Below are 24,771 nucleotides of genomic sequence, written 5' to 3' on the forward strand. Positions count from 1 at the left end.
CGAACCGTACTTGACGCACGCTTCGGCGAGTCTGTCGATTCCACACCAATGCCTTCGCGCCCGATGATCGCGGCTTCCAACTCCACTCAGATCCCCGTATTTCCCATCGACGGCCCATCCATCGAAGCCGCCCGCCGTCCGCGAAGCGCGACCTCGTTCGTGCATGCCCCAGCACCCGGTGCGGAGCTGCACGACGACCCGATCGACCAATGGTGGCGCCGGTTCCGCGATGCCGCGCTGGACACCCTGGTGGATTGCGCATTGCAATACAGCCACGAAATTTCGGCGGCGCAGCTGAAGCTGCAAGCGCATTGGCCACAGTGCGTGGCCCTAGAAGCCCCGTCCGACGCGGACGCGCCGGACGCTCGATCGCTCGCGCAGTTCCACCAGGCGTGGCAGGCCCTGTCGGAGTTCTACGCCACGCAAGTCCGGCTCATAGCCGATGTGGCGCGCCGCCATTTCACCTTGCTGATGCTGCGCGAGCGTATCGCCGCGGTCGAATTCTCCCTGCACCGCCTGCGCGTGGCGCTGGAACGAACGCGCCATGCCTCCGGTGGGCCGCAGGACTCGTCCCGGCAGCTGCCGTCCGTGCTCGCCGAAATCCACGCGCTGCGAATTCGCCTGCGCCAGGAATACGACTCGACCGTCATCGCATTGGCCAGAACTTTGGGCGAGCCGCTTTCGATCACCTTCGCGCGCATGGGCACCGGCTTTTTGCCGGCAGCTGCCGCGCAGCCCCCGAACCCCGGAAGTCCGGAGAATCTGCCCCACCGCCGCCCGGATATCAGAGCGGCCTTCCATGCCGTGCAGGCCCGGCGCTCGCTCGAATCCAGCCCGGACGCGATAGGCGTCCGCGAGGCTAGGTTGGCACACGAGCGCGCAACCGCCGATGCCGTATCGCAAGTCGAATCCGCCCTATTGAAACTGTCTTCGCGCTGCGAGGAGCTGACGCCGGTCAGAGCCGCCGCGCTGAACTTGGAGAATCTTCTGACGCGCGTCCAGGATCTCGACCTTCCGACCATAGGTTGGTGGCTTCAACTCGAACGCTCGCGTTACTCACGCCAGGACGATGAGATCATTGCCCGCGGCGACACCTACCTCTCCTTGGTCGATCTGTTCGAGGCCCTGGGAGGCGGATGGTCCGTCGAAGCGATGGCCGGTTCCCCGTACGAAGGCGAGCAGGTCCTTTGATGCGCCGTAACGGTCCGCGCGACCTGATGGTCGCCTGCATGGCGTTTTCCCTCATTTCCCTGTCGGCTCGCGCCCAAACCCCATCCGTCGCCGATCCAGTGGCCGACATGACGGATGAAACATTCGTGGTGTCCGATATCCGTGTCGATGGCCTTCGACGCATCGCGGACGGTACGCTGTTCACCTACCTGCCGATCGAACGCGGCGACACCATGGACGGCGCCAAGGCCGGCGATGCGATCCGCGCGCTGTACAAGACCGGCTTCTTCGAAGACGNTGTTCACCTACCTGCCGATCGAACGCGGCGACACCATGGACGGCGCCAAGGCCGGCGATGCGATCCGCGCGCTGTACAAGACCGGCTTCTTCGAAGACGTGCAGATCGGCCGCCAGGGCAGCATCGTCGTGGTCACCGTGACCGAGCGTCCGGCGATCAACAAGCTGACCCTGACCGGYAACAAGGACATCAAGAGCGAAGACCTGCTGCGCGGCCTCAAGGAAGCCGGCCTGGCCGAAGGCGACACCTTCGACCGCCTGGCCCTGGACAAGGTCACCCAGGARCTCACCAAGCAGTACAACAACCGCGGCAAGTACAACGTCGAGATCACCCCGACCGTCGCCCGCCTGGACCGCAACCGCGTCGACCTGACCATCACGGTCAAGGAAGGCAAGGCCGCCAAGATCCGCCACATCAACCTGATCGGCAACGAGAAGTTCGAGCAGGAAAACATCGTCGACAGCTGGGAATCGCGCGAGCACAACTGGCTCAGCTGGTACCGCCGCGACGACCAGTACTCGCGCGAAAAGCTGTCCGGCGACCTGGAAAAGCTCAACAACTATTACCTCGATCGCGGCTACGTCGATTTCAACATCGAATCGACCCAGGTCTCGATCAGCCCCGACCGCCAGGACATGTTCATCACCGCCGGCATCAGCGAAGGCGACCAGTACAAGGTYTCCAAGGTCGAGGTCACCGGCGACACCGTGCTGCCGAAGGACCAGATCGAGCGTCTGGTGATCGTCAAGCCCGACCAGATCTTCTCGCGCCGCCTGCTCGAGATCAGTTCCGACGCGATCGTCGCGACCCTGGGCAACGTCGGTTATGCGTTCGCGCAGGTCAACCCGATCCCGGACGTGGACCGCGAAGGCAAGACCGTGGCCATCAACATGCAGGTCGTGCCGGGCCCGCGCGTCAACGTGCGCCGCGTSGTGTTCAAGGGCAACACCCGCACCGGCGACGAGGTCATGCGCCGCGAGATGCGCCAGTTCGAAGGCAGCTGGTACTCGCAGGCCGCGATCGACCGTTCCAAGATCCGTCTGCAGACGTCGATTTCAACATCGAATCGACCCAGGTCTCGATCAGCCCCGACCGCCAGGACATGTTCATCACCGCCGGCATCAGCGAAGGCGACCAGTACAAGGTYTCCAAGGTCGAGGTCACCGGCGACACCGTGCTGCCGAAGGACCAGATCGAGCGKCTGGTGATCGTCAAGCCCGACCAGATCTTCTCGCGCCGCCTGCTCGAGATCAGTTCCGACGCGATCGTCGCGACCCTGGGCAACGTCGGYTATGCGTTCGCGCAGGTCAAYCCGATCCCGGACGTGGACCGCGAAGGCAAGACCGTGGCCATCAACATGCAGGTCGTGCCGGGCCCGCGCGTCAACGTGCGCCGCGTSGTGTTCAAGGGCAACACCCGCACCGGCGACGAGGTCATGCGCCGCGAGATGCGCCAGTTCGAAGGCAGCTGGTACTCGCAGGCCGCGATCGACCGTTCCAAGATCCGTCTGCAGGGCCTGGGCTACTTCGAGACCGTCGACGTCGAGACCCAGCCGGTGGCGGGCAGCAACGACGAAGTCGACGTGGTCTACAACGTCAAGGAAACCACCTCGGGCAGCTTCGTGTTCGGCCTGGGCTTCTCCCAGCTGACCGGCCTGACCACGCAGATCCAGCTGTCGCAGAGCAACTTTCTCGGCAGCGGCAACCGCGTGTCCGTGCAGGCCAGCCGCAACGACTACCTGCAGCGCTACGACTTCTCGTACACCAACCCGTACTTCACCGACGACGGCATGTCGCTGGGCTACAACCTGTGGTGGCGCGAGTTCGACAACTCCGACTACAACACCGCCCAGTACTCGACCACCAGCGGCGCGGCCCAGGTCGTGCTCGGCCTGCCGATCACCGAAACCGACACCGTCTCGGCGATGTTCGGCATCGACAGCAACGAGATCCTGGTGACCCGCGGCGGCACGCCGTTCAGCCTGGTCGACTACATCGACGCCCTCGGCACGCGCACCTTCCACGCCTGGCGCGCGGAGTTCGGCTGGTCGCGCAACTCGCTCGACAACCTGCTGACCCCGACCCGCGGCATGCAGCAGCGCGTCTGGCTGGAAATGACCCTGCCCGGCTCGACCGTCGAGTACTACAAGCTCAACTACAACATCTCCAAGTTCTGGCCGATCTCGCGCCACTTCGTGCTCAACACCCGCGCCGAACTCGGCTACGGCGATAGCTACGGCGACGCGGTCACCCGCGTGATCCCGGACCCGGACGGCGCCGGCCCGCTGACCGGCCGCACCGTCACCGCCGACGGCCTGCCGTTCTTCGAGAACTTCTACGCCGGCGGCGTGCGCTCGGTGCGCGGTTTCACCGACAACACCCTGGGTCCGCGCGAAGGCGCCACCCCGACCAGCAGCTTCACCCAGCCGGTCGGCGGCTCGTTCAAGACCGTCGGTTCGCTGGAAATGTACTTCCCGACCCTGCTGGACACCCCGCAGGCGCGCGTGTCGGCCTTCATCGACGTCGGCAACGTCTACAAGAACTACGACGCCTTCGACGCCGGCGAACTGCGCGCGTCCACCGGCATCTCGCTGATGTGGCGTTCGCCGATGGGCCCGATCTCGATCAGCTACGCCTTCCCGTTGAAGAAGGAGGACGCGGTGTTCAACGCCTCCGGCCAGAAGATCAAGGAAGGCGACGAGCTCGAGCGCCTGCAGTTCACCTTCGGCGGCACGTTCTGACGGCGGCGGTCGCCCCCGGCACCGCCCCGTGTTGACGCCCGACTACACCGCCCGCGAGCTGGCCGAGCGTTTCGCGCTCGGCCTGCGCGGCGACGGCGAGGCGCGCGTGCGCGGCGTCGGCACGCTCGCGCGTGCCGGCGGCGACCAGCTCGCGTTCCTGGCCAATCCCAAATACCGCGGCCAGCTCGCCGACAGCGGCGCCGGCGTGGTGGTGATGCGCGAGGACGACGCCGAAGCTTACGCCGGCACCGCCCTGATCGCGCGCGACCCCTACGTCGCCTTCGCCCATCTGGCCGCCCTGTTCGAGCCGCGCCCGCTGCGCGAGCCCGGCATCCACCCTTCCGCCGCGATCGACCCCAGCGCCCAGGTCGCCGACGACGCCCACATCGGCGCCTTCGTCAGCATCGGCGCGCGCAGCCGGGTCGAATCCGGCGCCAGCATCGGCCCCGGCTGCGTGATCGGCGACGACTGCGTGGTCGGCGCCGGCAGCGAGCTCGTCGCGCGCGTCACCCTGGTCACGCGCGTGCGCCTGGGCCGGCGCGTGCTGGTGCACCCCGGCGCGGTGCTCGGCGCCGACGGCTTCGGCCTGGCCTTCGAACGCCTGCCCGACAGCGAGCCGCACTGGATCAAGGTGCCGCAGCTGGGCGGCGTGTCGGTCGGCGACGATTGCGAGATCGGCGCCAACACCACCATCGACCGCGGCGCGATTGAGGACACCGTGCTCGAAGACGACGTCCGCCTCGATAACCAGATCCAGATCGGCCACAACGTCCACATCGGCGCCCACAGCGCCATGGCCGGCTGCTCGGCGGTGGCCGGCAGCGCCCGGATCGGCCGCTACTGCATGATCGGCGGCGCCGCCGGCGTGCTCGGCCACCTGGAAATCTGCGATCGGGTCACGGTCACCGCCATGAGCCTGGTGACCAGCTCGATTCGCGAGCCCGGCGAGTATTCCTCGGGCACCCCGTTGATGGACAATCGCAGTTGGCGCAAGAACGCCGCCCGCTTCAAGCAGCTCGACGCGCTCGCAAGGCGTGTGGCGGCTGCCGACAAGGAACCGAAATGAGCCCTACCGTGCAACTCCCGATCGATGTCCCCGCGATCCAGAACCTGCTGCCGCACCGCTACCCGTTCCTGCTGGTCGACCGCGTGGTCGAGTTCGAGCCCTTCAAGCGCGTGCTCGCGTACAAGAACGTGACCGCCAACGAACCCTTCTTCAACGGCCACTTCCCCGGTCACCCGGTGATGCCGGGCGTGCTGGTGGTCGAGGCCCTGGCCCAGGCCGGCGGCATCCTGACCCAGCTGTCGACCCAGTCCAGCGCCGACGGCCGCCTGTTCTACCTGGTCAAGATCGACGGCGCCAAGTTCGTCAAGATGGTCGTCCCCGGCGATCGCCTGGAGCTGGACGTGACGGTCAAGCGCGTGATCCGCAATGTCGCCATCTACACCGGCATCGCCCGCGTCGACGGCGAGCAGGTCGCCTGCGCCGAGATCGTCTGCGCCGAGGCCAAGGCCTGAACCGCGTGAGCAAGATCGTATGAGTGAGCCGACCTCCTCCAGCGCGATCCATCCCAGCGCGGTGATCGAGCCGGGCGCCAGGCTCGGCGCCGGCGTGCGCGTGGGCGCCTTCAGCTACATCGGCGACGAGGTCGAGATCGGCGACGGCACCGTGGTCGGTCCGCATTGCGTGATCCGCGGTCCGACCCGGATCGGCCGCGACAACCACTTCGTCGCCCAGTGCGCGATCGGCGGCGACCCGCAGGACAAGAAGTTCGCCGGCGAACGCACCGAACTGGTGATCGGCGACCGCAACACCTTCCGCGAATTCGTCACCGTCAACCGCGGCACCGGCAACGGCGGCGGCGCCACCCGCATCGGCGACGACAACTGGCTGCTGGCCTACGTCCACGTCGCCCACGACTGCGTGGTCGGCAACCAGTGCGTGTTCTCCAACAACGCGACCCTGGCCGGCCACGTCGCGGTCGGCGACCACGTCATCCTCAGCGGCTTCGCCGGCATCCACCAGTTCTGCCGGATCGGCGCGCACGCCTTCATCGGCATGGGCGCGTTCGTCAACGGCGACGTGCCGCCGTTCGTGATGGTCGCGCAGGACGGCTACGGCCGCCCGCGCGGCATCAACAGCGAAGGCCTCAAGCGCCGCGGCTTCGACGCCGAGCGCATCGCCGCGATCAAGCGCGCCTACCGCGCCCTGTACATGTCCGGCACCTCGCTGGAAGAAGCGCGCGGCAAACTGATCGCGCTGGCCGGCGACAGCGACGACGTGCGCGCGCTGCTGGCCTTCATCGACGCCGGCGAGCGCCCGCTGCTGCGCTGAGCATGGCCGCGGCCGTACATCGCCTGCGCATCGGCGAGGCCGTCGCCGAAGACCGCATCGACGGCCGGCCGCAGCGCTGGGCGGTCACCGAACTGTTCATCGACGAACGCCCGCTGTGCCAGTGGCTGGGCATCGCCCGCGACCTGCGGCGCCACGGCACCGATCTCGACCCCGAACTGCCCCCGCCCGAGCGCGAGCTCGGTCGGGACGCGTTCCTGGGCCGCATCCCGGCGCCCAATCAATTCGGCTCCGGTCGCCTGGTCCTGTACCGCTGCCACTGCGGTAGCGACTACTGCGGCGTGATCTCCTGCCGCCTGGAAACGGACGGCGATCACGTGCTTTGGCAGGATGTGACCCATGAGGACGACGATGGCCCCTCGGCAGGGCACAATGCCGCCGACAGCTCAGCCCCCGAGCTGACGCCCGTGGCGCGCTTCGTGTTCGACCGCGCGCAGTACGAGCAAGAACTGGAGCGCCATTTCCCCCGATGAACGCCACCGCCCCCGCTGCCGCCGTCGAAGACATCTTCCCGGCCCCGCCGCCGCCCCCGCTGCGCATCGCCCTGGTCGCCGGCGAGGCCTCCGGCGACCTGCTCGGCGCCGGCCTGATCGCCGAACTCAAGCGCCGTCATCCCGGCGCGCTGTTCGTCGGCGTCGGCGGCGAACAGATGCAGGCCGCGGGCCTGGATTCCTGGTACGACGCCTCCGAACTGGCGGTGATGGGCATCGTCGAAGTGCTCAAGCACCTGCCGCGGCTGCTGAGCCTGCGCAGCGAGCTGCGCAAGCGCGTGCTCGACTGGAAGCCCGACGTGTTCATCGGCATCGATGCGCCGGACTTCAACCTCGGCGTCGAACGCTGGCTCAAGCAGCGCGGCGTCAAGACCGTGCACTACGTCAGCCCCTCGGTCTGGGCCTGGCGCGAGAAGCGCGCGGAGAAGATCGGCCGTTCCGCCGACCGCGTGCTGTGCCTGTTTCCGATGGAGCCGGCGATCTACGAGCGCCACGGCGTCGATGCGCGCTTCGTCGGCCATCCGCTGGCCGACGAGATGCCGCTGCAGCCCGACCGCGAAGAAGCGCGCATGCGCCTGGGCCTGGACGACGAGGCGCCGGTGCTGGCGCTGCTGCCGGGTTCGCGGGTCGGCGAGGTCGAACGCCTGAGCGGCGACTTCCTCGCCGCCGCGGCGCGCCTGCGCGCGGCCGAGCCGCGCCTGAGCGTGGTCGCGCCGATGGCCAACGCCCAGGCCCGCGCCGCCTTCGAGCGCGTGCTGGCCGCGCACCCGGACGCGGCCGCCCTGCGCCCGGCGCTGCACGTCACCGACGGCGGCGCACGCACGGTGATGGTCGCCAGCGACGTGGTCCTGCTGGCCTCCGGCACCGCGACCCTGGAAGCGATGCTGGCCAAGCGGCCGATGGTGGTGGCCTACAAGATCGCGCCGCTGACCTACACCCTGGTCAAAACCTTCGGCCTGCTCAAGACCGACACCTACTCGCTGCCCAACGTGCTCGCCGGCGAGCGCGTGGTGCCGGAGCTGATGCAGCACGACTGCACGCCCGAGAAGCTGGCCCAGGCCACGCTCGCGCTGCTGCGCGACCGCACGCTGGCGGCGGCGCTGCCGGCGCGCTTCGAACGGATCCACGCCAGCCTGCGCCGCGACGCCTCCGCGCGCGCCGCCGACGCGGTCGCCGACCTGCTGCCGACCGGCCATGACTGAGCTCCCAGGCCAGATGACGCTCGACCTGGCCGTGGCGCGCGGCGCGCAACGCATCGCCGGCGTCGACGAAGCCGGACGCGGCCCGCTCGCGGGCCCGGTGGTGGTCGCCGCGGTGGTGCTGGGCCCGGGGCGCACGCCGGTCAACGGCCTGGACGATTCCAAACAACTTAGCGCGCAGCGCCGCGAAGCGCTGTACGCGCGCATCGTCGAACGCGCGCTGGCCTGGAGCGTGGTCTACGTCGAAGTCGACGAGATCGACCGCATCAACATCTTCCAGGCCACCATGGCCGGCATGCGCCGTGCGGTCGAAGCGGTCGCGCACGCCGCCGAACTGGCGCGCATCGACGGCAACGCCCTGCCGCGCGGCCTGCCCTGCCCGGCCGAGGCGCTGATCGGCGGCGACGCGCGCGACCGCGCGATCATGGCCGCATCGATCCTGGCCAAGGTCTCGCGCGACCGCCACATGCGCGAACTGCATGCGCAGTGGCCGCAGTACGGCTTCGACGAACACAAGGGCTACGGCACGCCTGCGCACCTGGCCGCGCTGGCCGCGCACGGCCCCTGCCCGCAGCACCGCCGCAGCTTCGCTCCGGTGCGCGCGGCGCTGACGCCGCAAGCCTTCGCCGAAGCGATCGCGGTCGGCTGAGCGCGGCCTGCGCCACCGCCACAACCTCCACCGACCACGTCTTCGCCGAACTGCCCGGCTAGCGCCACCCGCAAAGCCGCCCGCGGCGCGCGCCTTCCGCGAGCCTTCCACGATCGCGACGACGCCCAGGGAAGTAGCGCTACACTACGCAACAGATCGAGCGGTCTTCGCGGCGACCGCCCGTCGGCTGAACAGCCGCCCCATGCCCTACGTCACGGCGACTTTCCGCAGGCGCGCCCAGGCTTGGCAACCACGCATGCTGCCGCGGCGTCCTTAAGGATGAGGGTCGACGCACTCCGGCCGTGCCCGACGCCCCGCTCCCATGGCCGGCCCCGGAGGTGCACCATGCGCACGCCCCATCCGACCCCGACTTCGCAGCCCCTGCCGTTCGAATCCGATCACGCCGCAGCGTCCACGCCGGAACCGGCGATGGCGCTCACGCCTGCAGCGATCGCCGCCTTCGACGCCCTGGTCCACGAACTCCACCCCGACGCCGCACGCGTCGACGCCACCCGCCTGCAGCGCCTGGCCGCCTGGCTGAGCGCGATGCCGACCGAGCAGGCGCGCGCCGTCGTCGACGAGCGCCTGCAACGCTTGCAGGAGCTGCGCGGCATGCTCGCCGATCCCGACTGGGACTGCGACGAGGCCATGCGCGCGCGCCTGGCCAAGCTGTTCGCCTACATCGAGAACGACGACGGCCTGATCCCCGACCGGATGCCTCTGCTGGGCCTGCTCGACGACGTGCTGCTGATCGAATTGGCCTGGCCGGCCTTCGCCGAGGAGGCCGAGGACTACCGCGATTTCTGCGCCTACCGCGAGGTCAGCCATCCGGACGGCAACGGCGCCGAACTGCGCGCGGCCTGGGTGCGCGAGCGCCTGGACGAGATCGCCCTGTTGCAGCAGCGCGTGCGCATCCACGATTATCACTATGCGCCGGCGTTCCACGCCGCCGAATCGCCGTTCCGGGTGACCTGACGCCCGTGGCGGGCGCGGCCGAACGCGCGCGAAAGCGCAGCGATCGGCGCGCAACGGCAGCGATTCGCGCCATCCGGCGCGGGCGTCGGACGGCGGCCGCGATGTCAAGCCTTGTACCCGGCGGCCGGGCTGCTAACCTGCTGGCTGTCACGCCGGTTGTCGCATGTCCGCACGCTTCGTTCATCTCCACCTGCACAGCGAATACTCGCTAGCCGACTCGACGATCCGCATCGGCGAGCTGGTCAAACGCTGCGCGAGCCTGGGCCAGCCCGCGGTCGCCCTGACCGACATCGACAACCTGTTCGCCACGGTCAAGTTCTACAAGGCCGCCGAAGGCGCGGGCCTGAAGCCGATCATCGGCGCCGACATCGGCATGGCCGACGGCAACGAAACGCCCTCGCGCATGACCCTGCTGTGCCGCGACCGCGGCGGCTACCTGACCCTGTCGCGCCTGCTCAGCCGCGCCTGGCTGGAAGGCCAGCGCATCGACGGGGTGGTGCTGCGCCCGGAATGGCTGCGCGAGGACAACGCCGGCCTGTTCGCCATGGCCGGCCGCCACAGTCTGGGCGGACGCCTGGCGATCGGCGGACGCCACGAGCTGGCCGAGGCCTGGATCGCCGACTGGCAGAGCGTGCTCGACGACCGCCTGCACCTGGAACTGACCCGTACCCGCCGCGACGGCGAGGATGCATTCAACGCCTTCGCCCTGCATGCGTCCAGCAAGCGCGGCCTGGCCGTGGTCGCCAGCAACGACGCCCGCTTCCTCGACCGCGACGGTTTCGAAGCGCACGAGGCGCGCGTGTGCATCGCGTCGGGCCGCGTGCTCGACGACCCCAAGCGTCCGCGCGACTACAGCGAAGAGCAATACCTGAAGTCGTCGGAGGAGATGGCCGAGCTGTTCGCCGACATCCCCGACGCGATCGACAACGCGCTGGCGCTGGCGACGCGCTGCAACGTCGAACTCAAGCTCGGCGAATACGCCCTGCCCGCGTTCCCGGTGCCGAGCGAGCACACCATCGAGAGTTGGCTGCGCAACTCCGCGCGCGAAGGCCTGGAAAAGCGCCTGGAAAAAGCCCCGTTGGCCGAGGGCAAGAGCCGCCAGGACTACGACGAGCGCCTGGAGATCGAGCTCGACGTCATCATCAAGATGGGCTTCCCCGGCTACTTCCTGATCGTCGCGGACTTCATCAACTGGGCCAAGGACCACGGCATCCCGGTCGGTCCGGGCCGCGGTTCCGGCGCCGGTTCGCTGGTGGCCTGGGCGCTGGGCATCACCGACCTCGACCCGCTGCCCTACGACCTGCTGTTCGAGCGCTTCCTGAACCCGGAACGCGTGTCGATGCCCGACTTCGACATCGACTTCTGCATGGACCGCCGCGACGAAGTCATCGACTACGTCGCCGCCAAGTACGGCCGCGACCGGGTCAGCCAGATCATCACCTACGGCACCATGGCCGCCAAGGCGGTGGTGCGCGACTCCGGACGCGTGCTCGGCCATCCGTACGGCTTCGTCGACGGCATCGCCAAGCTGATCCCGAACACCCTGGGCATCAGCCTGGACGACGCGCTCGGCAATTCCGACGCGGCCAAGCAGAACCCGATGCTGGCTTCGGCCGACCTGATCGACCGCTACCGCACCGAAGACGACGTGCGCGACCTGCTCGACCTGGCGCTGAGCCTGGAAGACCTGACCCGCAACGCCGGCAAGCACGCCGGCGGCGTGGTGATCGCGCCCTCGCCGCTGAGCGACTTCTGCCCGCTGTTCGCCGAACACGACGGCGAGGGCCGCGGCAGGAATCCGGTCACCCAGTTCGACAAGGACGACGTCGAAGCGGTCGGCCTGGTCAAGTTCGACTTCCTCGGCCTGCGCACGCTCACCATCATCGATTGGGCGGTGAAGGCGATCAACGTGCGCCGCGCCGCCGCCGGCGAAGCGCCGCTGGACATCACAGCGCTGGAGCTCGACGACAAGCTCAGCTACGAGCTGTTCGCGCGCGGCGACACGGTCGCGGTGTTCCAGTTCGAATCGCGCGGCATGCGCGAGCTGCTCAAGCGCGCCAAGCCCGACACCTTCGAAGACATCATCGCGCTCGCCGCGCTGTTCCGCCCCGGCCCGCTGGGCTCGGGGATGGATCGCGAATGGGTCGACCGCAAGCACGGCAACACCGAAGTCAGTTACCCGCACCCCTCGCTGGAACCCGTGCTGTCGCCGACCTACGGCGTCATCGTGTACCAGGAACAGGTGATGCAGATCGCGCAGGTACTGGCGGGCTATACGCTCGGCGGCGCCGACATGCTGCGCCGCGCGATGGGCAAGAAAAAGCCCGAGGAGATGGCCAAGGAGCGCGCCAAGTTCGAGGCCGGCTGCGCCGAGCGCGGCATCCCGGCCAAGCAGGCCAGCCCGATCTTCGACTTGATGGAGAAGTTCGCCGAGTACGGCTTCAACAAGTCGCACTCGGCCGCCTACGCCCTGGTCGCCTACCAGACCGCCTGGCTCAAGGTGCATTACCCGGCCGAGTTCATGGCCGCGGTGCTGTCCTCGGACATGGACAACACCGACAAGATCGTCGGCTTCCTCGACGAAGCCCGCACCATGGGCCTGGACGTGCTGCCGCCGGACGTGGACGCCTCGGCCTACATGTTCGAAGCCAAGGACGCGCGCACCATCCGCTACGGCCTGGGCGCGGTGAAGGGCGTCGGCCGCGGCGCCTGCGAGGCCATCGTCGATGCGCGCCGCGCCGGTCCCTTCGACGATCTGCTGGATTTCTGCAAACGCGTCGACAGCGGCAAGCTCAACCGGCGCGCCCTGGAAGCGCTGACCCAGGCCGGCGCGCTCGACCGCCTGGGCAAGAACCGCGCGAGCCTGATGCTGCAATTGCCGGAAGTGCTCAAGGCCACCGACCAGCTCGCGCGCGAGCGCGACGCCGGCCAGGTCTCGCTGTTCGGCGGCTTCGAAGCCGCGGCGCCGGCGCTGCACCTGGACCTGTCGGAGGCCGACGAATGGCCGCTGGCGCAGTTGCTGGCCGGCGAACGCGAAACCCTCGGCCACTACCTCAGCGGCCATCCCTTCGATCCCTACCGCGACGAACTGCGCGGCCTGGTCGGCAACGACCTGGGCGAGCTCGACCGGATCTGGGAAAACCGCCCGGAAAGCGCGCGCAGCGGTTGGCGCCCGGAGCTGGAAGTGGTGGTCGCCGGCCAGGTCGTCGGCCTGCGCAAGAAGGGCGACAGCCAGATGTTCGTGCAGATCGAGGACGGCCGCGGCCGTCTGGAATGCGCCTTCTTCGCCGAGACCTACAGCGAATTCGCGTCCATGCTCGCCCGCGACCGTCTGCTGGTCGTGCAGGGCGGCCTGCGCGAGGACGCCTTCAGCGGCGGCTTCGCCCTGCGCGCGCAACGCTGCTGGGACTACTCGCAGGTCTGCGCCAAGCACGCCCAACGCCTGTCGATGCGCCTGGACCTGCGCGTGCCCGGCACCTGGCAGCGCGTCGATGCCCTGCTGGCCAAGAACCGCCCCGGCCAGACCCCGATCCGCCTGGACCTGCTGCGCACCGGCGCGGCCGGCATGCTCGACCTCAACGGCAGCCAGTCGGTGCGTGTGGACGCCGACCTGGTCGGCACCTTGCGCGCCCAGCCCGGCGTGCGCGCGGTCAAGCTGACCCTGGCCAAGCCCTGGGCGAACTGAGCCGCGGCGCGGATTTTCCGCTGCAGAAACCGTCGCTTACGTATCGCAACACCGCGATACGCTACCCAACCCCTCGGTACGGTCGTGGTCGCTGGGCTAGACTGTGCCCCTTTCCGGCCCCGGCCCGAGCATGAATCCGAACTACCTCGACTTCGAGCAGCCCATCGCCGACCTGGAAGCCAAGATCCAGGAACTGCGCCACGCCAACAGCGGGCCGGCGGTCGACATCGATTCCGAGATCCACGCCCTGCAGGACAAGCTGCGCCTGCGTACCGCGCAGATCTTCCGCGACCTCAGCCCCTGGCAGATTTCGCAGCTGGCCCGCCACCCGGCGCGTCCCTACACCCTGGACTACATCCGGGTGTTTTGCGACGAGTTCCAGGAACTGGCCGGCGACCGCGCCTTCGCCGACGACGCCGCCATCGTCGGCGGCCTGGGCCGCATCGATGGCCGCTCGGTGGTCATCATCGGCCACCAGAAGGGCCGCGACACCAAGAGCAAGATCCGCCGCAACTTCGGCATGCCGCGCCCCGAGGGCTACCGCAAGGCGCTGCGCCTGATGAAGATGGCCGAGCGCTTCAAGCTGCCGCTGCTGACCTTCATCGACACCGCCGGCGCTTGGCCGGGCATCGACGCCGAAGAGCGCGGCCAGTCCGAAGCGATCGCGCGCAATCTGCTGGAAATGGCCGAACTCAAGATCCCGGTGATCTGCACCGTGATCGGCGAAGGCGGCTCCGGCGGCGCGCTCGCGATCGGCGTCGGCGACCGCACCCTGATGCTGGAATACAGCACCTACTCGGTCATCACCCCCGAAGGCTGCGCCTCGATCCTGTGGAAGACCGCGGAAAAGGCCAAGGACGCCGCCGAACAGCTGGGCCTGACCGCCAAGCGCCTGTTCGAGCTGGGCCTGATCGACAAGATCGTGCGCGAGCCGATCGGCGGCGCGCATCGCAATCCCAAGCAGATGGCGACCCGGCTCAAGGCCGTGCTGCTGAACGAACTCGACGCGCTGGAACAGATCCCGACCCCGGAACTGCTGCAGCGCCGCTACGAGCGCCTGCGCGGCTACGGGGCGTACGAGGCCGCGTAAGCGCGCGGCCGTCATGAGCGGCTGGCTGAAGGGGATCGTCGGCGCGGCTTTGCTGCTGATCGCGGCGTTCGTGTCGCTGGTTTACGGCATCTATTGGCAGGGTGCGAGCGAGCTTCCCGATGAGCTTCCGCTCGTGCAGCACCGATATCCCGCCGAACTGCATGCGATCTACTGGGTATCGTTAGGCGGCGAAGGCCCGATGCGAGTCGAGCGCCTGGATCCGCTCAAATGGTGCTGGGAGTTCTACCGCGAAATAAGTCGCGCAACGGCACCAGGCCGCCCTGTTGGAGCGGCCTCGTTATCGACCTTCGCAGCGCGCTCGATCGCGTCCAACCCCGGCAACCCGACGCGCAACACGAACCGCTTGGCGGCGGAAATCGCCGCAACTATCCGCTTGAGCAACGAGTGGACGCCCGAACAGATCGCCGATTACTCCTTGGACCAGGCTTGGTTCGGCCGCGGTGCTCGCGGCCTTCAAGCCGCCGCGCCAGCGTATTTCGGTGTTTCCGCGGATCAGCTGACAAGAGCTGAAGCCATTGCTTTGGTGGGACTGATGAAGTTCCCTTCCCGCGATCCCGTACGCGATCGCGAGCGGTTCAACGAGCGTTACGCGTATCTAGCCGGCAAGTTGGGAATCGATCCGGCGCACATCGACCCAGAGCGCGATCTGGCGCGGCTCAAGCCCGCAGCGACCGCGCGCTAGTCGCGTTATCGGAATGCCCCGCATTCCGCCCCCCCCAAAGCATAAGCAGAACATTTCTCACGAATGATGCCCGACCTTTACTGGGTGAGCGACCTGTCGCCCTTGCGCCTGGCCTTGGCGCCCCGACCGCGTGCAGGCGAATGGCTGGAAGACGAATTGGCGGGATGGAGACGCGCCGGTGTCGACACGGTCGTCTCATTGCTGGAACCCGATGAAGCGCGCGGGCTCGGCCTTGCCGACGAAGAGCGCATTTGCCGTGCCTGCGACATCGACTACCTGTCGTTCCCGATCCCGGATCGGCAGACACCTCCGTCGGTGGACGAGACCCGTCGCCTCGTCGCCGAGCTAGCGACGCGACTTCGCTGCGGACGCGCGATCGTTCTGCACTGTCGCGCCGGCATCGGACGCACTGGACTGATCGCGGCCTGCGTGCTTTGCGAGCTCGGCATCGGCAGCGCGAAAGCCTTCGCCATGCTCAGCACGGCGCGTCGGGTCCAGGTGCCCGATACCCAGGAGCAAGAAACCTGGGTCAGCGAGTATGCGCGTCGTTCGTCGCTGAAGTGACGAACGAAGGCACGTCTCTGGGCTACCAAGCCCGCAAATACTGATCCGGCCCATGCAGCTCCGCGCCCAGCTCCGCCGCGGCGCGGCGCGGGAAATACGGGTCGCGCAGCAGTTCGCGCGCCAGCAGGACCACGTCGGCTTCGCCGCTGTCGACGATGTGTTCGGCCTGCGCGGCATCGGTGATCTGGCCGACCGCACCGGTGGCGATACCGGCTTCGCGGCGGATGCGCGCGGCGAATGGCACCTGGTAGCCGGGGCCGACCGGAATGCGTACCTCGGGCATCAGACCTCCGCTGGACACGTCGATGAGATCGACGCCCAGCGATTTGACGATGCGCGCCAGCTCGATGCTCTGTTCGACGTCCCAGCCGCCCTCGACCCAATCGGTCGCCGACACCCGCAGCCACAGCGGCAGGCGTTCGGGCCAGACTTCGCGCACCGCCGCCAGCACTTCGCGCAGCAGGCGCGTGCGGCTGTCGAAATCGCCGCCGTAGCCGTCGTCGCGGCGGTTGCTCAGCGGCGACAGGAATTCGTGCAAGAGATAACCGTGCGCGGCATGCAGCTCGATCAGCTGGAAACCGGCCGCAAGCGCGCGGTGCGCGGCGGCGGCGAAATCGTCGACGACGTTGGCCAGACCGCAGGTATCCAGCGCGCGCGGCCGCGTCGAACCATCGGCGAACGGCAGCGGCGACGGCGCCACCGGCGTCCAGCCGCCGTAACCCGGCGCGATCGCGCGCCCGCCCAGCCACGGCGGCTCGACGCTGGCCTTGCGGCCGGCATGCGCCAGCTGCATGCCCGGCACGGCGCCGTTGGCGCGAATGAAGCAGGCGATTTCCGACCAGGCTTCGCCCTGGCGGTCGTTCCAGATGCCGGTGTCGCTGGGCGAAATCCGGCCTTCGGGCGAGACCGCGGTCGCTTCGGTCAGGACCACGCCCGCGCCGCCGACCGCGCGGCTGCCCAGGTGCACCAGGTGCCAGTTCTCGGGCATGCCGTCGATCGCCGAGTACTGGCACATCGGCGAAACCGCGATGCGGTTGCGCAGGGTCACGGAGCGTTGCGGGTACGGGTCGAACAGGCGGGCCAATGCAGCATCTCGATAGGGGGTGACGAGACAGTAAGCCCGCTGCGCGGCGGATACAGCGCCATCGATGGGTTGCTCCGTCCCACCGCCGTGGCACCATCGGCGGATGCCGCCGCATGCGCCCTCCCCGTTCGCCGACGCCCTGCGCGACCTGCCGCAGGGGCCGCTCTGCGTGGGCTACAGCGGCGGCCTGGATTCGACCGCGTTGCTGCATCTGTTGGCCGAGACGCCGGCCGCGCGCGCGCGCGGCTTGCGCGCCTGGCACGTGCATCATGGGCTGCACGCGCAGGCCGACGACTGGGCCGCGCACTGCGCCGCGGAGTGCGCGGCACTCAGCGTTCCGCTGACGGTGTCGCAGGTGAACGTGACCCGCGACGGCGGCGACGGCCCTGAGGCCGCGGCGCGGCGCGCGCGTCATGCCGCCTTCGAGCGCGGGCTGGGCGAAGGCGAGACCCTGGCCCTGGCCCACCATCGCGACGATCAGGCCGAGACCTTCCTGCTGCGCGCGCTGCGCGCCTCCGGCCCGGACGGTCTGGCGGCGATGCGGCGCTGGCGCGACTGCGGCCGCGGCCGCTTGTGGCGACCCTTGCTGGAACTGCCGCGCAGCGCGCTCGAACGCTACGCGCGCGATCGCGGCCTGCGCTGGATCGAAGACCCCAGCAACGCCGACGATGCCTACGACCGCAATTTCCTGCGCCGGCGCGTGCTGCCGCTGCTGCGCGAACGCTGGCCGCAGGCCGATGCGGCATTGGCGGCCTCGGCCGGCCTGAACGCGCAGGCGGCGGCGCTGCTGGAGCAAGGCGACGCGCTCGCCCTGGCCCAGGTGCGCAGCGCCGATCCGCAGGCCCTGTCGCGCGCGGGCTTGCGCACGCTGCCGTCCGCGCGCCGCGCCCGGGTGCTGCGGCGTTGGATCGCCGAACTCGGCCTGCCGCCATTGCCCGCCGTGGGCGTCAACCAGATCGAACGCGAACTGCTGACCGCGCGCGAAGACGCCGAAGCCGAGTTCAGCTGGCACGGCGCGAGCATCCGCGCCTGGCGCGACCTGCTGCATGCGCAAACGCAGTCCGCCGCCCTGCCGCCCGGCTGGCGCACGCCCTGGGACGGCCGCGCGCCGCTGGCGCTGCCCGGCGGCGGCGAGTTGCGCCTGGAAGGCGCGAGCGCGCTGGAAGGCGCCTGCGAGGTCCACGCGCGCGTCGGCGGCGAACGCATGGTCCTGCCCGGCCGCGAGCACAGCCACGCGCTCAAGCAGGTCCTGCAGGAGCTGAGCGTGCCGCCCTGGGAGCGCCGCAGGCTGCCACTGCTGTCGCGCGGCGGCGTGCTGCTGGCAGCCGCCGATCTGGCCTATTCCGCCGACCTCGACCGCTGGCTGCGCGAACGCGGCGCGCGCCTGGTCTGGCGCGCCTGAGCGCCGCCCGGCCGCGCATGCGTTGACCCCGCCGACCCCGCGCCGCACACTAATCGCATGCCCCGCAAAGCCGCCACCGAGCCCTCGCCCGTGACCGATTTCGAGCAGTCCCTGGACGCGCTCGAACAACTGGTCGAAAAGATGGAACACGGCGAGATGAGCCTGGAAGACTCGCTCGCCGCCTACGAACGCGGCGTGGGTCTGTACCGCCGTTGCCAGAGCGCGCTGGAACAGGCCGAACTGCGCGTGCGCCTGCTCAGCGATCCGCAGGACCCGGCCGGCGCCGAACCCTACTCCGGCTCGCACAACGCCTCCGATGCGTGACCCGCGCCTGGTCGTCTGGCGCGAACGCGCCGACGCTGCGCTCGTGCGCGCGCTGCCCGCCCCGGACTCGCCGCCGCAGGATCTGCACGCCGCGATGCGCCACGCCGTGCTGCTCGGCGGCAAACGCCTGCGTCCGCTGCTGGTCTACGCCGCCGGCGCGCTGTTCGACGCCGACGAGGCCGCGCTGGATGCGCCCGCCGCCGCGGTCGAACTGATCCACGCCTATTCGCTGGTCCACGACGATCTGCCGGCGATGGACGACGACGCCCTGCGTCGCGGCCAGCCGACCGTGCACGTGGCCTACGACGAAGCCACCGCGATCCTGGCCGGCGACGCGCTGCAATCGCTGGCGTTCGCGGTGCTGGCCAATGCCCGCACCGACGACGGCGTACGCGTCGCCCTGCTGGGCACGCTGGCCCACGCCGCCGGCGCCGCCGGCATGTGCGGCGGCCAGGCGCTGGACGTGGCCGCCACCGGCGGCGGCGCCTCGCTGGACCTGGCCGCGCTGGAACGCCTGCATTCGCTCAAGACCGGCGCCCTGATCCGCGCCGCGGTGCGCATGGGCGCGCTCTGCGGCGGCGCCGACGCCCAGGCGCTGACCGCGCTGGACCGCTATGCGCATGCGCTGGGCCTGGCCTTCCAGGTCCGCGACGACATCCTCGACATCGAAGGCAGCAGCGCCACCCTCGGCAAGACCGCGGGCAAGGACGCGGCCCAGGACAAGGCGACGTTCCCGGCCTTGATCGGCCTGGACGGCTCGCGCGCGCGCCTGGACGCGCTGGTACGCAGCATGCACGAGGCGCTGGCTCCGTTCGGCGAGAAGGCCGCAGTGCTGACCGAGTTGGGCGAGTTCGCGGCGCAGCGGAATCACTGAGGTCGGCGAGAGGGCCGGCAGGCGAGGTTGTCCGTAGCGCCTGCAGCGGATGCGGCTCGCGCGGCGATGCGGTTCGCCTGCGGCTCACCGCATCCTACAAAGCACTCATTCAGCGGCAGCGCCGTTGGCATTGGCCATTGGCATTAGTCGTTGCCGTTGCCGTTGCCGTTGCCGCGGCATTGAAATCCATTGAGCCGCACCATGACGAATAACCGTAGACCCGAAGGGCGGCGCGCAGGACGCGCGCCGTTTTTCGAGGAACAGGATGTTCCTTCGAAAAATCCCAGCGCCACCTCCGATCTCGCACGGGAGGGTTGTCTAGGCAAGCCCTTCTCTTTGGTTACTTTCTCTTGGGCTAGCAAGAGAAAGTGACCCGCACGCGCAGCGGGCGGAGCGATCGCGGCTCACGCCGCTCCCACAGAAAGCAAAAAGCAGAAGCGAAGCCGATCCACATCGAAACTCATGCGGCAGCCGGAGGTCGTGGTCGCGGCTCACGCCGCTCCTACCCCAAGGCAAGTGGCAAGAGAAGTGATCCGCATGCGCAGCGGGCGGAAGCCTTTGACTTGGGAATCGAAACCTTCGCCGAACCTCGGAGTTCGCAATCGCGGCTTACGCCGCTCCCACAGAAAGCGACGGCGGGCCCCAGGCGAAAGGTAATCGGCCCCCAAAACGAAACGGGCCCGGCAATGCCGGGCCCGCAATACCGCATTCCCGCTCGCCGATTACTTGATCAGACGCAGCGTAACCGGGTAACGGTAGCGTTCGCCCTTGTTCGCAGCCAGACCGGCCATGATGAAGAGAATCAGCGACACCACCCACACCAGCATCGACACCAGACCGGTGAGCCCCAGGGTGAAGGGAGCGAGAACGGTCAGCACGACATAGACGATCAGCAAGGTGATGGTGAAGTTCAGCGCTTCCTTCGACTGATCGATCAGGAACGCCTTCTCCGGCTTGTCCTTGTTGATCAGCCAGATGATCAGCGGGACGATGAAGCCCAGCAAGATTCCCGACAGATGGGTGATCAGCGCCAGGGTGCGGTCTTCGGAGTTACCGTCGACCGATGATTCGTTGATATCGCTCATTCCTTGTTTCCCCTTTCCAGTTCCAGTTTGGATGGCCTTGCGGCGACCATTGGCGGCCGCCCCAGCCGGCCCACTCTCAGCCGCGTTGCCACCGCTGTCAAGGACGGCGGCGCATGGTCCGCGGGGCGCGGCCTTCGAAGCAACGCGGCAGCGGTCCCGCAACGGCCGGACCGGCGCGGTCGCGCAGCATGACCGGTCCGCGTTACAGGCCGGCGTCGGCGCGGGACTCAGTCTTCGCCGGTATCGCCGGCGACGGTCATGCGTCCGACCAGGATCGAGCCGGTGCGCAGGTGCGAACGCAGGTCGACGTCGCTGCCGACCGCTTCGATCGATTCGAACATGCTGCGCAGGTTGCCGGCGATGGTGATGCCGTCGACCGGGTGCTGGATCTGGCCGTTCTCGACCCAGTAGCCCGCGGCGCCGCGCGAGTAGTCGCCGGTGACGGTGTTGACCCCCTGCCCCATCAGCTCGGTGACCAGCAGGCCGCGGTCCATGCCGCGCAGCATGGCGTCGAAGTCGCCGCCATTGGCGGCGACCTGCAGGTTATGCACGCCGCCGGCGTTGGCGGTGGTCTGCAGGCCGAGCTTGCGCGCCGAATAGCTGCCCAGGATGTAACGCTGCAGCACGCCGTCCTGGACCAGCGCCGACTCGCGCGTGGCCACGCCTTCGGCGTCGAAGGCGCTGGAACGGAAGCCGCGCACCAGGAACGGCCGCTCTTCGATCGAGAACCACTCCGGGAACAGCCGGGTGCCGGCGGAATCGAGCAGGAAGCTGGCGCGCCGGTACAGCGCGCCGCCGGACACCGCGCCCAGCAGGTGGCCGATCAGCGAGCGCGCGGATTCGGCCGCATACAGCACCGGGTATTCGCCGGTGGCGATCTGGCGCGGCGCCAGTCGCGACACCGCACGCTGCGCGGCGTGGCGGCCGATCGCGGCGGTGGCTTCGAGGTCGCCTTCGGCCAGCGCGATGCTGTACCAGCCATCGCGCTGCATGGCGTCGCCGCGGCCGGCGATCAGGGCGCAGCCGACGCTGTGCTGGGTGCTGCCCTCGCGGCCGATGAAGCCGTGCGAATTGGCGTAGACGCCCAGGCTGGCGCCGGTACCGACCGAGGCGCCGTCGGAATTCTCGACCCGGGCGTCGTACTCGCGGCCGGCGTTTTCGCAGGCCAGGGCCAGGTCGACCGCGCGGTCGGCTTCCAGCATCCACGGGTGCCAGCTGTCGAACGCGCGCCAACCGCCCTCGGCCTGGGCTGCGGCCATCAATTCGGCGTCGGCCAGGCCGGCGGCGGGGTCGTCCTCGGTGTAGCGCGCGATCGCGCACGCCTGCTCGACGGTGGCCTCCAGGCTGTCCTCGCGCAGGTCGGCGGTGCTGGCGCTGCCCTTGCGGCGGCCGAAATAGACAGTGACCGCGATGCCGCGGTCGCGGGTGGCTTCGACCGTCTCGACCTCGCCCATGCGCACGTTGACGTTGAGCCCGGTCTCTTCCGAGCACGAGACCTCGGCCTGGCTGGCGCCGCGCGCGCGCGCGGCGGCGAGCAGGCGCTGGGACAGCTCGGACAGGGCGTCCAGGCGCGCTTCGGGGTCGGCGATGACGTGGGCCGGAGCGGTCTGACGGAGGGCGACTGCGTTCAATGTCTTATCCTTGGCTGCCGTGGCGCTGGACGCCACGGGATTTCGATTCAGTTTGACGGTACGAGAGGTGGTTTGCGATGCGCGGCAGAGACGACGAAACCGGTGAATTCTTCAGCCCCAGCCGCAGCCAGAACCGGCGCGAGGCGCTGGAGGTGCTGGCCCTGGGCGACCAGCTGTCCAAGCTGACCGACGCCCAGCTGGCGCGGCTGCCGATCCCGGAGGGCCTGCTGCCGCACATCCGCGAATGCCGGCGCATCACCGCGCACATCGCGCACAAGCGCCAGCTGGCGTTCCTGGCCAAGCAGATGCGGCGCGAGGACGACGCCACCCTGGAAGCGATCCGCGACGCGCTCGACGTCAACGGCGAGGCCGGCCGGCGCGAAGTCGCGGCGATGCACCGGGTCGAGGCCTGGCGCGAGCGCCTGCTCGCCGACGGCGACGCCGCGCTGGCGACGCTGCTCGATGAGTATCCCGAAGCCGACCGCCAGCGCCTGCGCCAATTGGTGCGCAACACGCTCGAGGAGCGCAAGCGCAACAAGCCGCCGCATTCGTTCCGCGAGCTGTACCGCGAACTGCGCAGCCTGGTGCTGGGCGCGAACGAGGCCGGCGACGACGACAGCGACGAACTCGCGAGCGACGACGAGAACTGAGCCGCATACAGTGAGCCCCCTCCCGCCTGCGGGAGAGGGGTTGGGGTGAGGGCCCGCCGCGAGCGTTGAACGCCCACCGCCTGCGCCGCCCTCATCCGCCCTGCGGGCCCCTTCTCCCGCAAGCGGGAGAAGGGAGGATCAAAAGTCAGTAGCCCCTCTTCCGCTTGCGGGAGAGGGGTTGGGGTGAGGGCACGCCGCGAGCGTCGAACGCCCACCGCCTGCGTTGCCCTCATCCGCCCTGCGGGCACCTTCTCCCGCAAGCAGGAGAAGGGAGGACCGAAGCGTCGCGCTATTGGACCTGCTCCCGCCGGGACCAGGACGCCGGCACCACTCACGACTGCGTGCCACCCACCGTAAGCCCATCGATCAGCAGCGAGGGCTGGCCCACGCCGACCGGGACGCTCTGGCCGTCCTTGCCGCACACGCCCACGCCTTCGTCCAGGGCCAGGTCGTGGCCGATCATGCGCACCTTCTGCATGGTTTCCGGGCCGTTGCCGATCAGGGTCGCGCCCTTGACCGGCGCGGTGATCTTGCCGTCTTCGATCAGGTAGGCCTCGGTGGCCGAGAACACGTACTTGCCGCTGGTGATGTCGACCTGGCCGCCGCCGAAGTTGACCGCGTACAGGCCCTTCTTGACCGAACGGATCATTTCTTCCGGGTCGTGCGTGCCCGCCAGCATGTAGGTGTTGGTCATGCGCGGCATCGGCAGATGCGCGAAGGACTCGCGGCGGCCGTTGCCGGTCGGCGACATGCCCATCAGGCGCGCGTTGAGGGTGTCCTGCATGTAGCCGACCAGGACGCCGTCCTCGATCAGGGTGGTGCAGTTCGTCGGCGTGCCTTCGTCGTCGATGTTGAGCGAACCGCGGCGGCCCGGCAGGGTGCCGTCGTCGACGATGGTGACGCCGGGCGAGGCCACGCGCTGGCCCATGCGGCCGGCATAGGTCGACGTGCCCTTGCGGTTGAAGTCGCCTTCCAGACCGTGGCCGACCGCTTCGTGCAGCAGCACGCCGGGCCAGCCGCTGCCCAGCACCACCGGCATCACGCCGGCGGGGGCGGCGATCGCCTCCAGGTTCACCAGCGCCTGACGCAGCGCTTCGCGCGCCAGCGACTCGGGCTTGCCGCCGGCGAACAGCTCGGCGTAGCCGTAGCGGCCGCCGCCGCCGGCGTAGCCGCTCTCGCGGCGGCCGTTCTGCTCGACGATCACCTGCACGTTGAGCCGCACCAGCGGGCGCACGTCGGCGGCGAGCACGCCGTCGCTGCGCGCGACCAGCACGGTGTCGACGCCGCCGGACAGGCTGACGGTGACCTGCTGCACGCGCGGGTCGGCGGCGCGCAGCAGGCGATCGATCTTGCGTAGCTCTTCGACCTTGTCTTCGTTGCCGATGCCGTCGATCGGATCCTCGGCCGGGTACAAGGCACGCCCTGCGCCGCGCACCAGCGCGCGCGGCTCGTGCGCCGAACCGTCGCGCGAAATCGCCCGCGCCGACTTCGAGGCCGCGATCAGCGCTTCGCCGTTGATCTCGTCGGAATAGGCGAAGCCGGTTTTCTCGCCGCTGATCGCGCGCACGCCGACGCCCTGCTCGATCGAATGCGAACCGTCCTTGACGATGCCGTCCTCGACTGTCCAGCTCTCGCGGCGCGCGTGCTGGAAATACAGATCGCCGAAATCCACGCCCGGTCCCAACAGGGTGCCGAAGGTGCGGTCCAGGCCGTTGGCGTCCAGGCCGGCGGGCAGCAGCAGGCGGGTTTCGGCGAGTTGCAGGGGCAGCGTCATGGGGTGTCCGGGGGCGATGAAGGAGACATG

General features: G+C 69.2%; 20 protein-coding genes and 3 pseudogenes. 19 read left to right on the forward strand and 4 right to left on the reverse strand.

Annotated elements, in window-relative coordinates; all coding sequences use genetic code 11:
- The first annotated feature begins 63 nt into the window (after positions 1-63).
- The 15 genes and pseudogenes from ASE10_RS01855 (at position 64) to ASE10_RS01920 (ending at position 15,917) form a co-directional block, all read left to right on the forward strand.
- Entirely contained in the window at positions 64-1,191 is a 1,128-nt protein-coding gene (locus tag ASE10_RS01855; RefSeq protein WP_055900143.1) for a hypothetical protein, read from the forward strand.
- Positions 1,191-1,467 (forward strand): hypothetical protein (locus ASE10_RS20895; protein WP_056305616.1); only part of this gene is annotated, 277 nt, incomplete at its 3' end. The genes ASE10_RS01855 and ASE10_RS20895, both read left to right, overlap by 1 nt.
- Position 1,468: 1 nt before the next feature.
- Positions 1,469-2,514 (forward strand): annotated as a pseudogene (gene bamA / locus ASE10_RS01860) (outer membrane protein assembly factor BamA); the annotation flags it as partial.
- A 2-nt stretch (positions 2,515-2,516) separates the two neighbouring features.
- Positions 2,517-4,208 (forward strand): annotated as a pseudogene (bamA, locus tag ASE10_RS01865) (outer membrane protein assembly factor BamA); the annotation flags it as partial.
- Positions 4,209-4,236: 28 nt separating this feature from the next.
- A complete protein-coding gene (gene lpxD / locus ASE10_RS01870) occupies positions 4,237-5,274 on the forward strand; it encodes a UDP-3-O-(3-hydroxymyristoyl)glucosamine N-acyltransferase (RefSeq protein WP_055902480.1) in 1,038 nt (345 codons plus the stop codon).
- Complete coding sequence (fabZ, locus tag ASE10_RS01875; protein WP_055902482.1) at positions 5,271-5,726, forward strand: 3-hydroxyacyl-ACP dehydratase FabZ; 456 nt, start codon at positions 5,271-5,273, stop codon at positions 5,724-5,726. The genes lpxD and fabZ overlap by 4 nt, the downstream gene beginning before the upstream one ends.
- A gap of 19 nt (positions 5,727-5,745) precedes the next feature.
- The gene (gene lpxA / locus ASE10_RS01880; protein WP_055902484.1) at positions 5,746-6,543 is read left to right on the forward strand and encodes an acyl-ACP--UDP-N-acetylglucosamine O-acyltransferase; all 798 of its coding nucleotides are present in this window, start codon (positions 5,746-5,748) and stop codon (positions 6,541-6,543) included.
- Between the two features lie 2 nt (positions 6,544-6,545).
- Complete coding sequence (locus tag ASE10_RS01885) at positions 6,546-7,034, forward strand: hypothetical protein (protein WP_056305237.1); 489 nt, start codon at positions 6,546-6,548, stop codon at positions 7,032-7,034.
- Positions 7,031-8,254, forward strand: a complete 1,224-nt coding sequence (lpxB, locus tag ASE10_RS01890) for a lipid-A-disaccharide synthase (RefSeq protein WP_055902489.1) — start codon at positions 7,031-7,033, stop codon at positions 8,252-8,254. Before ASE10_RS01885 ends, lpxB begins: the two co-directional genes overlap by 4 nt.
- A 13-nt stretch (positions 8,255-8,267) precedes the next feature.
- Positions 8,268-8,861 (forward strand): annotated as a pseudogene (gene rnhB / locus ASE10_RS01895) (ribonuclease HII); the annotation flags it as partial.
- A gap of 384 nt (positions 8,862-9,245) precedes the next feature.
- Complete coding sequence (locus tag ASE10_RS01900; RefSeq protein ID WP_056305235.1) at positions 9,246-9,875, forward strand: hypothetical protein; 630 nt, start codon at positions 9,246-9,248, stop codon at positions 9,873-9,875.
- Positions 9,876-10,038: 163 nt separating this feature from the next.
- Positions 10,039-13,560, forward strand: coding sequence for a DNA polymerase III subunit alpha (dnaE, locus tag ASE10_RS01905; protein WP_055902496.1), 3,522 nt, complete (start codon positions 10,039-10,041; stop codon positions 13,558-13,560).
- A gap of 130 nt (positions 13,561-13,690) precedes the next feature.
- A complete protein-coding gene (locus ASE10_RS01910) occupies positions 13,691-14,650 on the forward strand; it encodes an acetyl-CoA carboxylase carboxyltransferase subunit alpha (RefSeq protein WP_055902497.1) in 960 nt (319 codons plus the stop codon).
- 13 nt (positions 14,651-14,663) lie between these two features.
- Positions 14,664-15,353 carry a transglycosylase domain-containing protein gene (locus ASE10_RS01915; RefSeq protein WP_055902499.1) on the forward strand — a complete coding sequence of 230 codons (690 nt, stop codon included), beginning with the start codon at positions 14,664-14,666 and terminating at the stop codon, positions 15,351-15,353.
- Positions 15,354-15,416: 63 nt separating this feature from the next.
- The gene (locus tag ASE10_RS01920) at positions 15,417-15,917 is read left to right on the forward strand and encodes a protein-tyrosine phosphatase family protein (RefSeq protein WP_055902501.1); all 501 of its coding nucleotides are present in this window, start codon (positions 15,417-15,419) and stop codon (positions 15,915-15,917) included.
- Positions 15,918-15,939: 22 nt separating this feature from the next.
- Here the strand turns inward: ASE10_RS01920 and ASE10_RS01925 are convergent, their stop codons facing one another.
- Positions 15,940-17,001, reverse strand: a complete 1,062-nt coding sequence (locus ASE10_RS01925; protein WP_055902502.1) for an NADH:flavin oxidoreductase/NADH oxidase — start codon at positions 16,999-17,001, stop codon at positions 15,940-15,942.
- Positions 17,002-17,104: 103 nt separating this feature from the next.
- Between ASE10_RS01925 and tilS the strand changes: the two genes are divergently transcribed.
- From tilS to ASE10_RS01940, 3 genes are read left to right on the forward strand one after another with little or no spacing between them, the layout of a single operon-like run.
- Entirely contained in the window at positions 17,105-18,403 is a 1,299-nt protein-coding gene (gene tilS, locus ASE10_RS01930; RefSeq protein WP_055902504.1) for a tRNA lysidine(34) synthetase TilS, read from the forward strand.
- A 57-nt stretch (positions 18,404-18,460) separates the two neighbouring features.
- The gene (locus tag ASE10_RS01935; protein WP_055902506.1) at positions 18,461-18,727 is read left to right on the forward strand and encodes an exodeoxyribonuclease VII small subunit; all 267 of its coding nucleotides are present in this window, start codon (positions 18,461-18,463) and stop codon (positions 18,725-18,727) included.
- On the forward strand, positions 18,720-19,601 hold the full coding sequence (locus ASE10_RS01940) for a farnesyl diphosphate synthase (protein WP_055902508.1): 882 nt from the start codon (positions 18,720-18,722) through the stop codon (positions 19,599-19,601). Before ASE10_RS01935 ends, ASE10_RS01940 begins: the two co-directional genes overlap by 8 nt.
- Positions 19,602-20,323: 722 nt before the next feature.
- Here ASE10_RS01940 and ASE10_RS01945 read toward each other — a convergent pair.
- Positions 20,324-20,686 (reverse strand): DUF4870 domain-containing protein, encoded by a 363-nt coding sequence (locus ASE10_RS01945; RefSeq protein WP_055902510.1) that lies wholly within the window; start codon positions 20,684-20,686, stop codon positions 20,324-20,326.
- Between the two features lie 227 nt (positions 20,687-20,913).
- Complete coding sequence (gene pmbA / locus ASE10_RS01950; RefSeq protein WP_157480916.1) at positions 20,914-22,275, reverse strand: metalloprotease PmbA; 1,362 nt, start codon at positions 22,273-22,275, stop codon at positions 20,914-20,916.
- Positions 22,276-22,394: 119 nt separating this feature from the next.
- Between pmbA and yjgA the strand changes: the two genes are divergently transcribed.
- Positions 22,395-22,967, forward strand: a complete 573-nt coding sequence (yjgA, locus tag ASE10_RS01955; protein WP_055902515.1) for a ribosome biogenesis factor YjgA — start codon at positions 22,395-22,397, stop codon at positions 22,965-22,967.
- 331 nt (positions 22,968-23,298) lie between these two features.
- Here the strand turns inward: yjgA and tldD are convergent, their stop codons facing one another.
- Positions 23,299-24,741, reverse strand: a complete 1,443-nt coding sequence (gene tldD / locus ASE10_RS01960; protein WP_055902517.1) for a metalloprotease TldD — start codon at positions 24,739-24,741, stop codon at positions 23,299-23,301.
- Positions 24,742-24,771 lie beyond the last annotated feature (30 nt).

It is taken from the genome of Lysobacter sp. Root76, assembly GCF_001428685.1.
Lineage (GTDB): Bacteria > Pseudomonadota > Gammaproteobacteria > Xanthomonadales > Xanthomonadaceae > Lysobacter.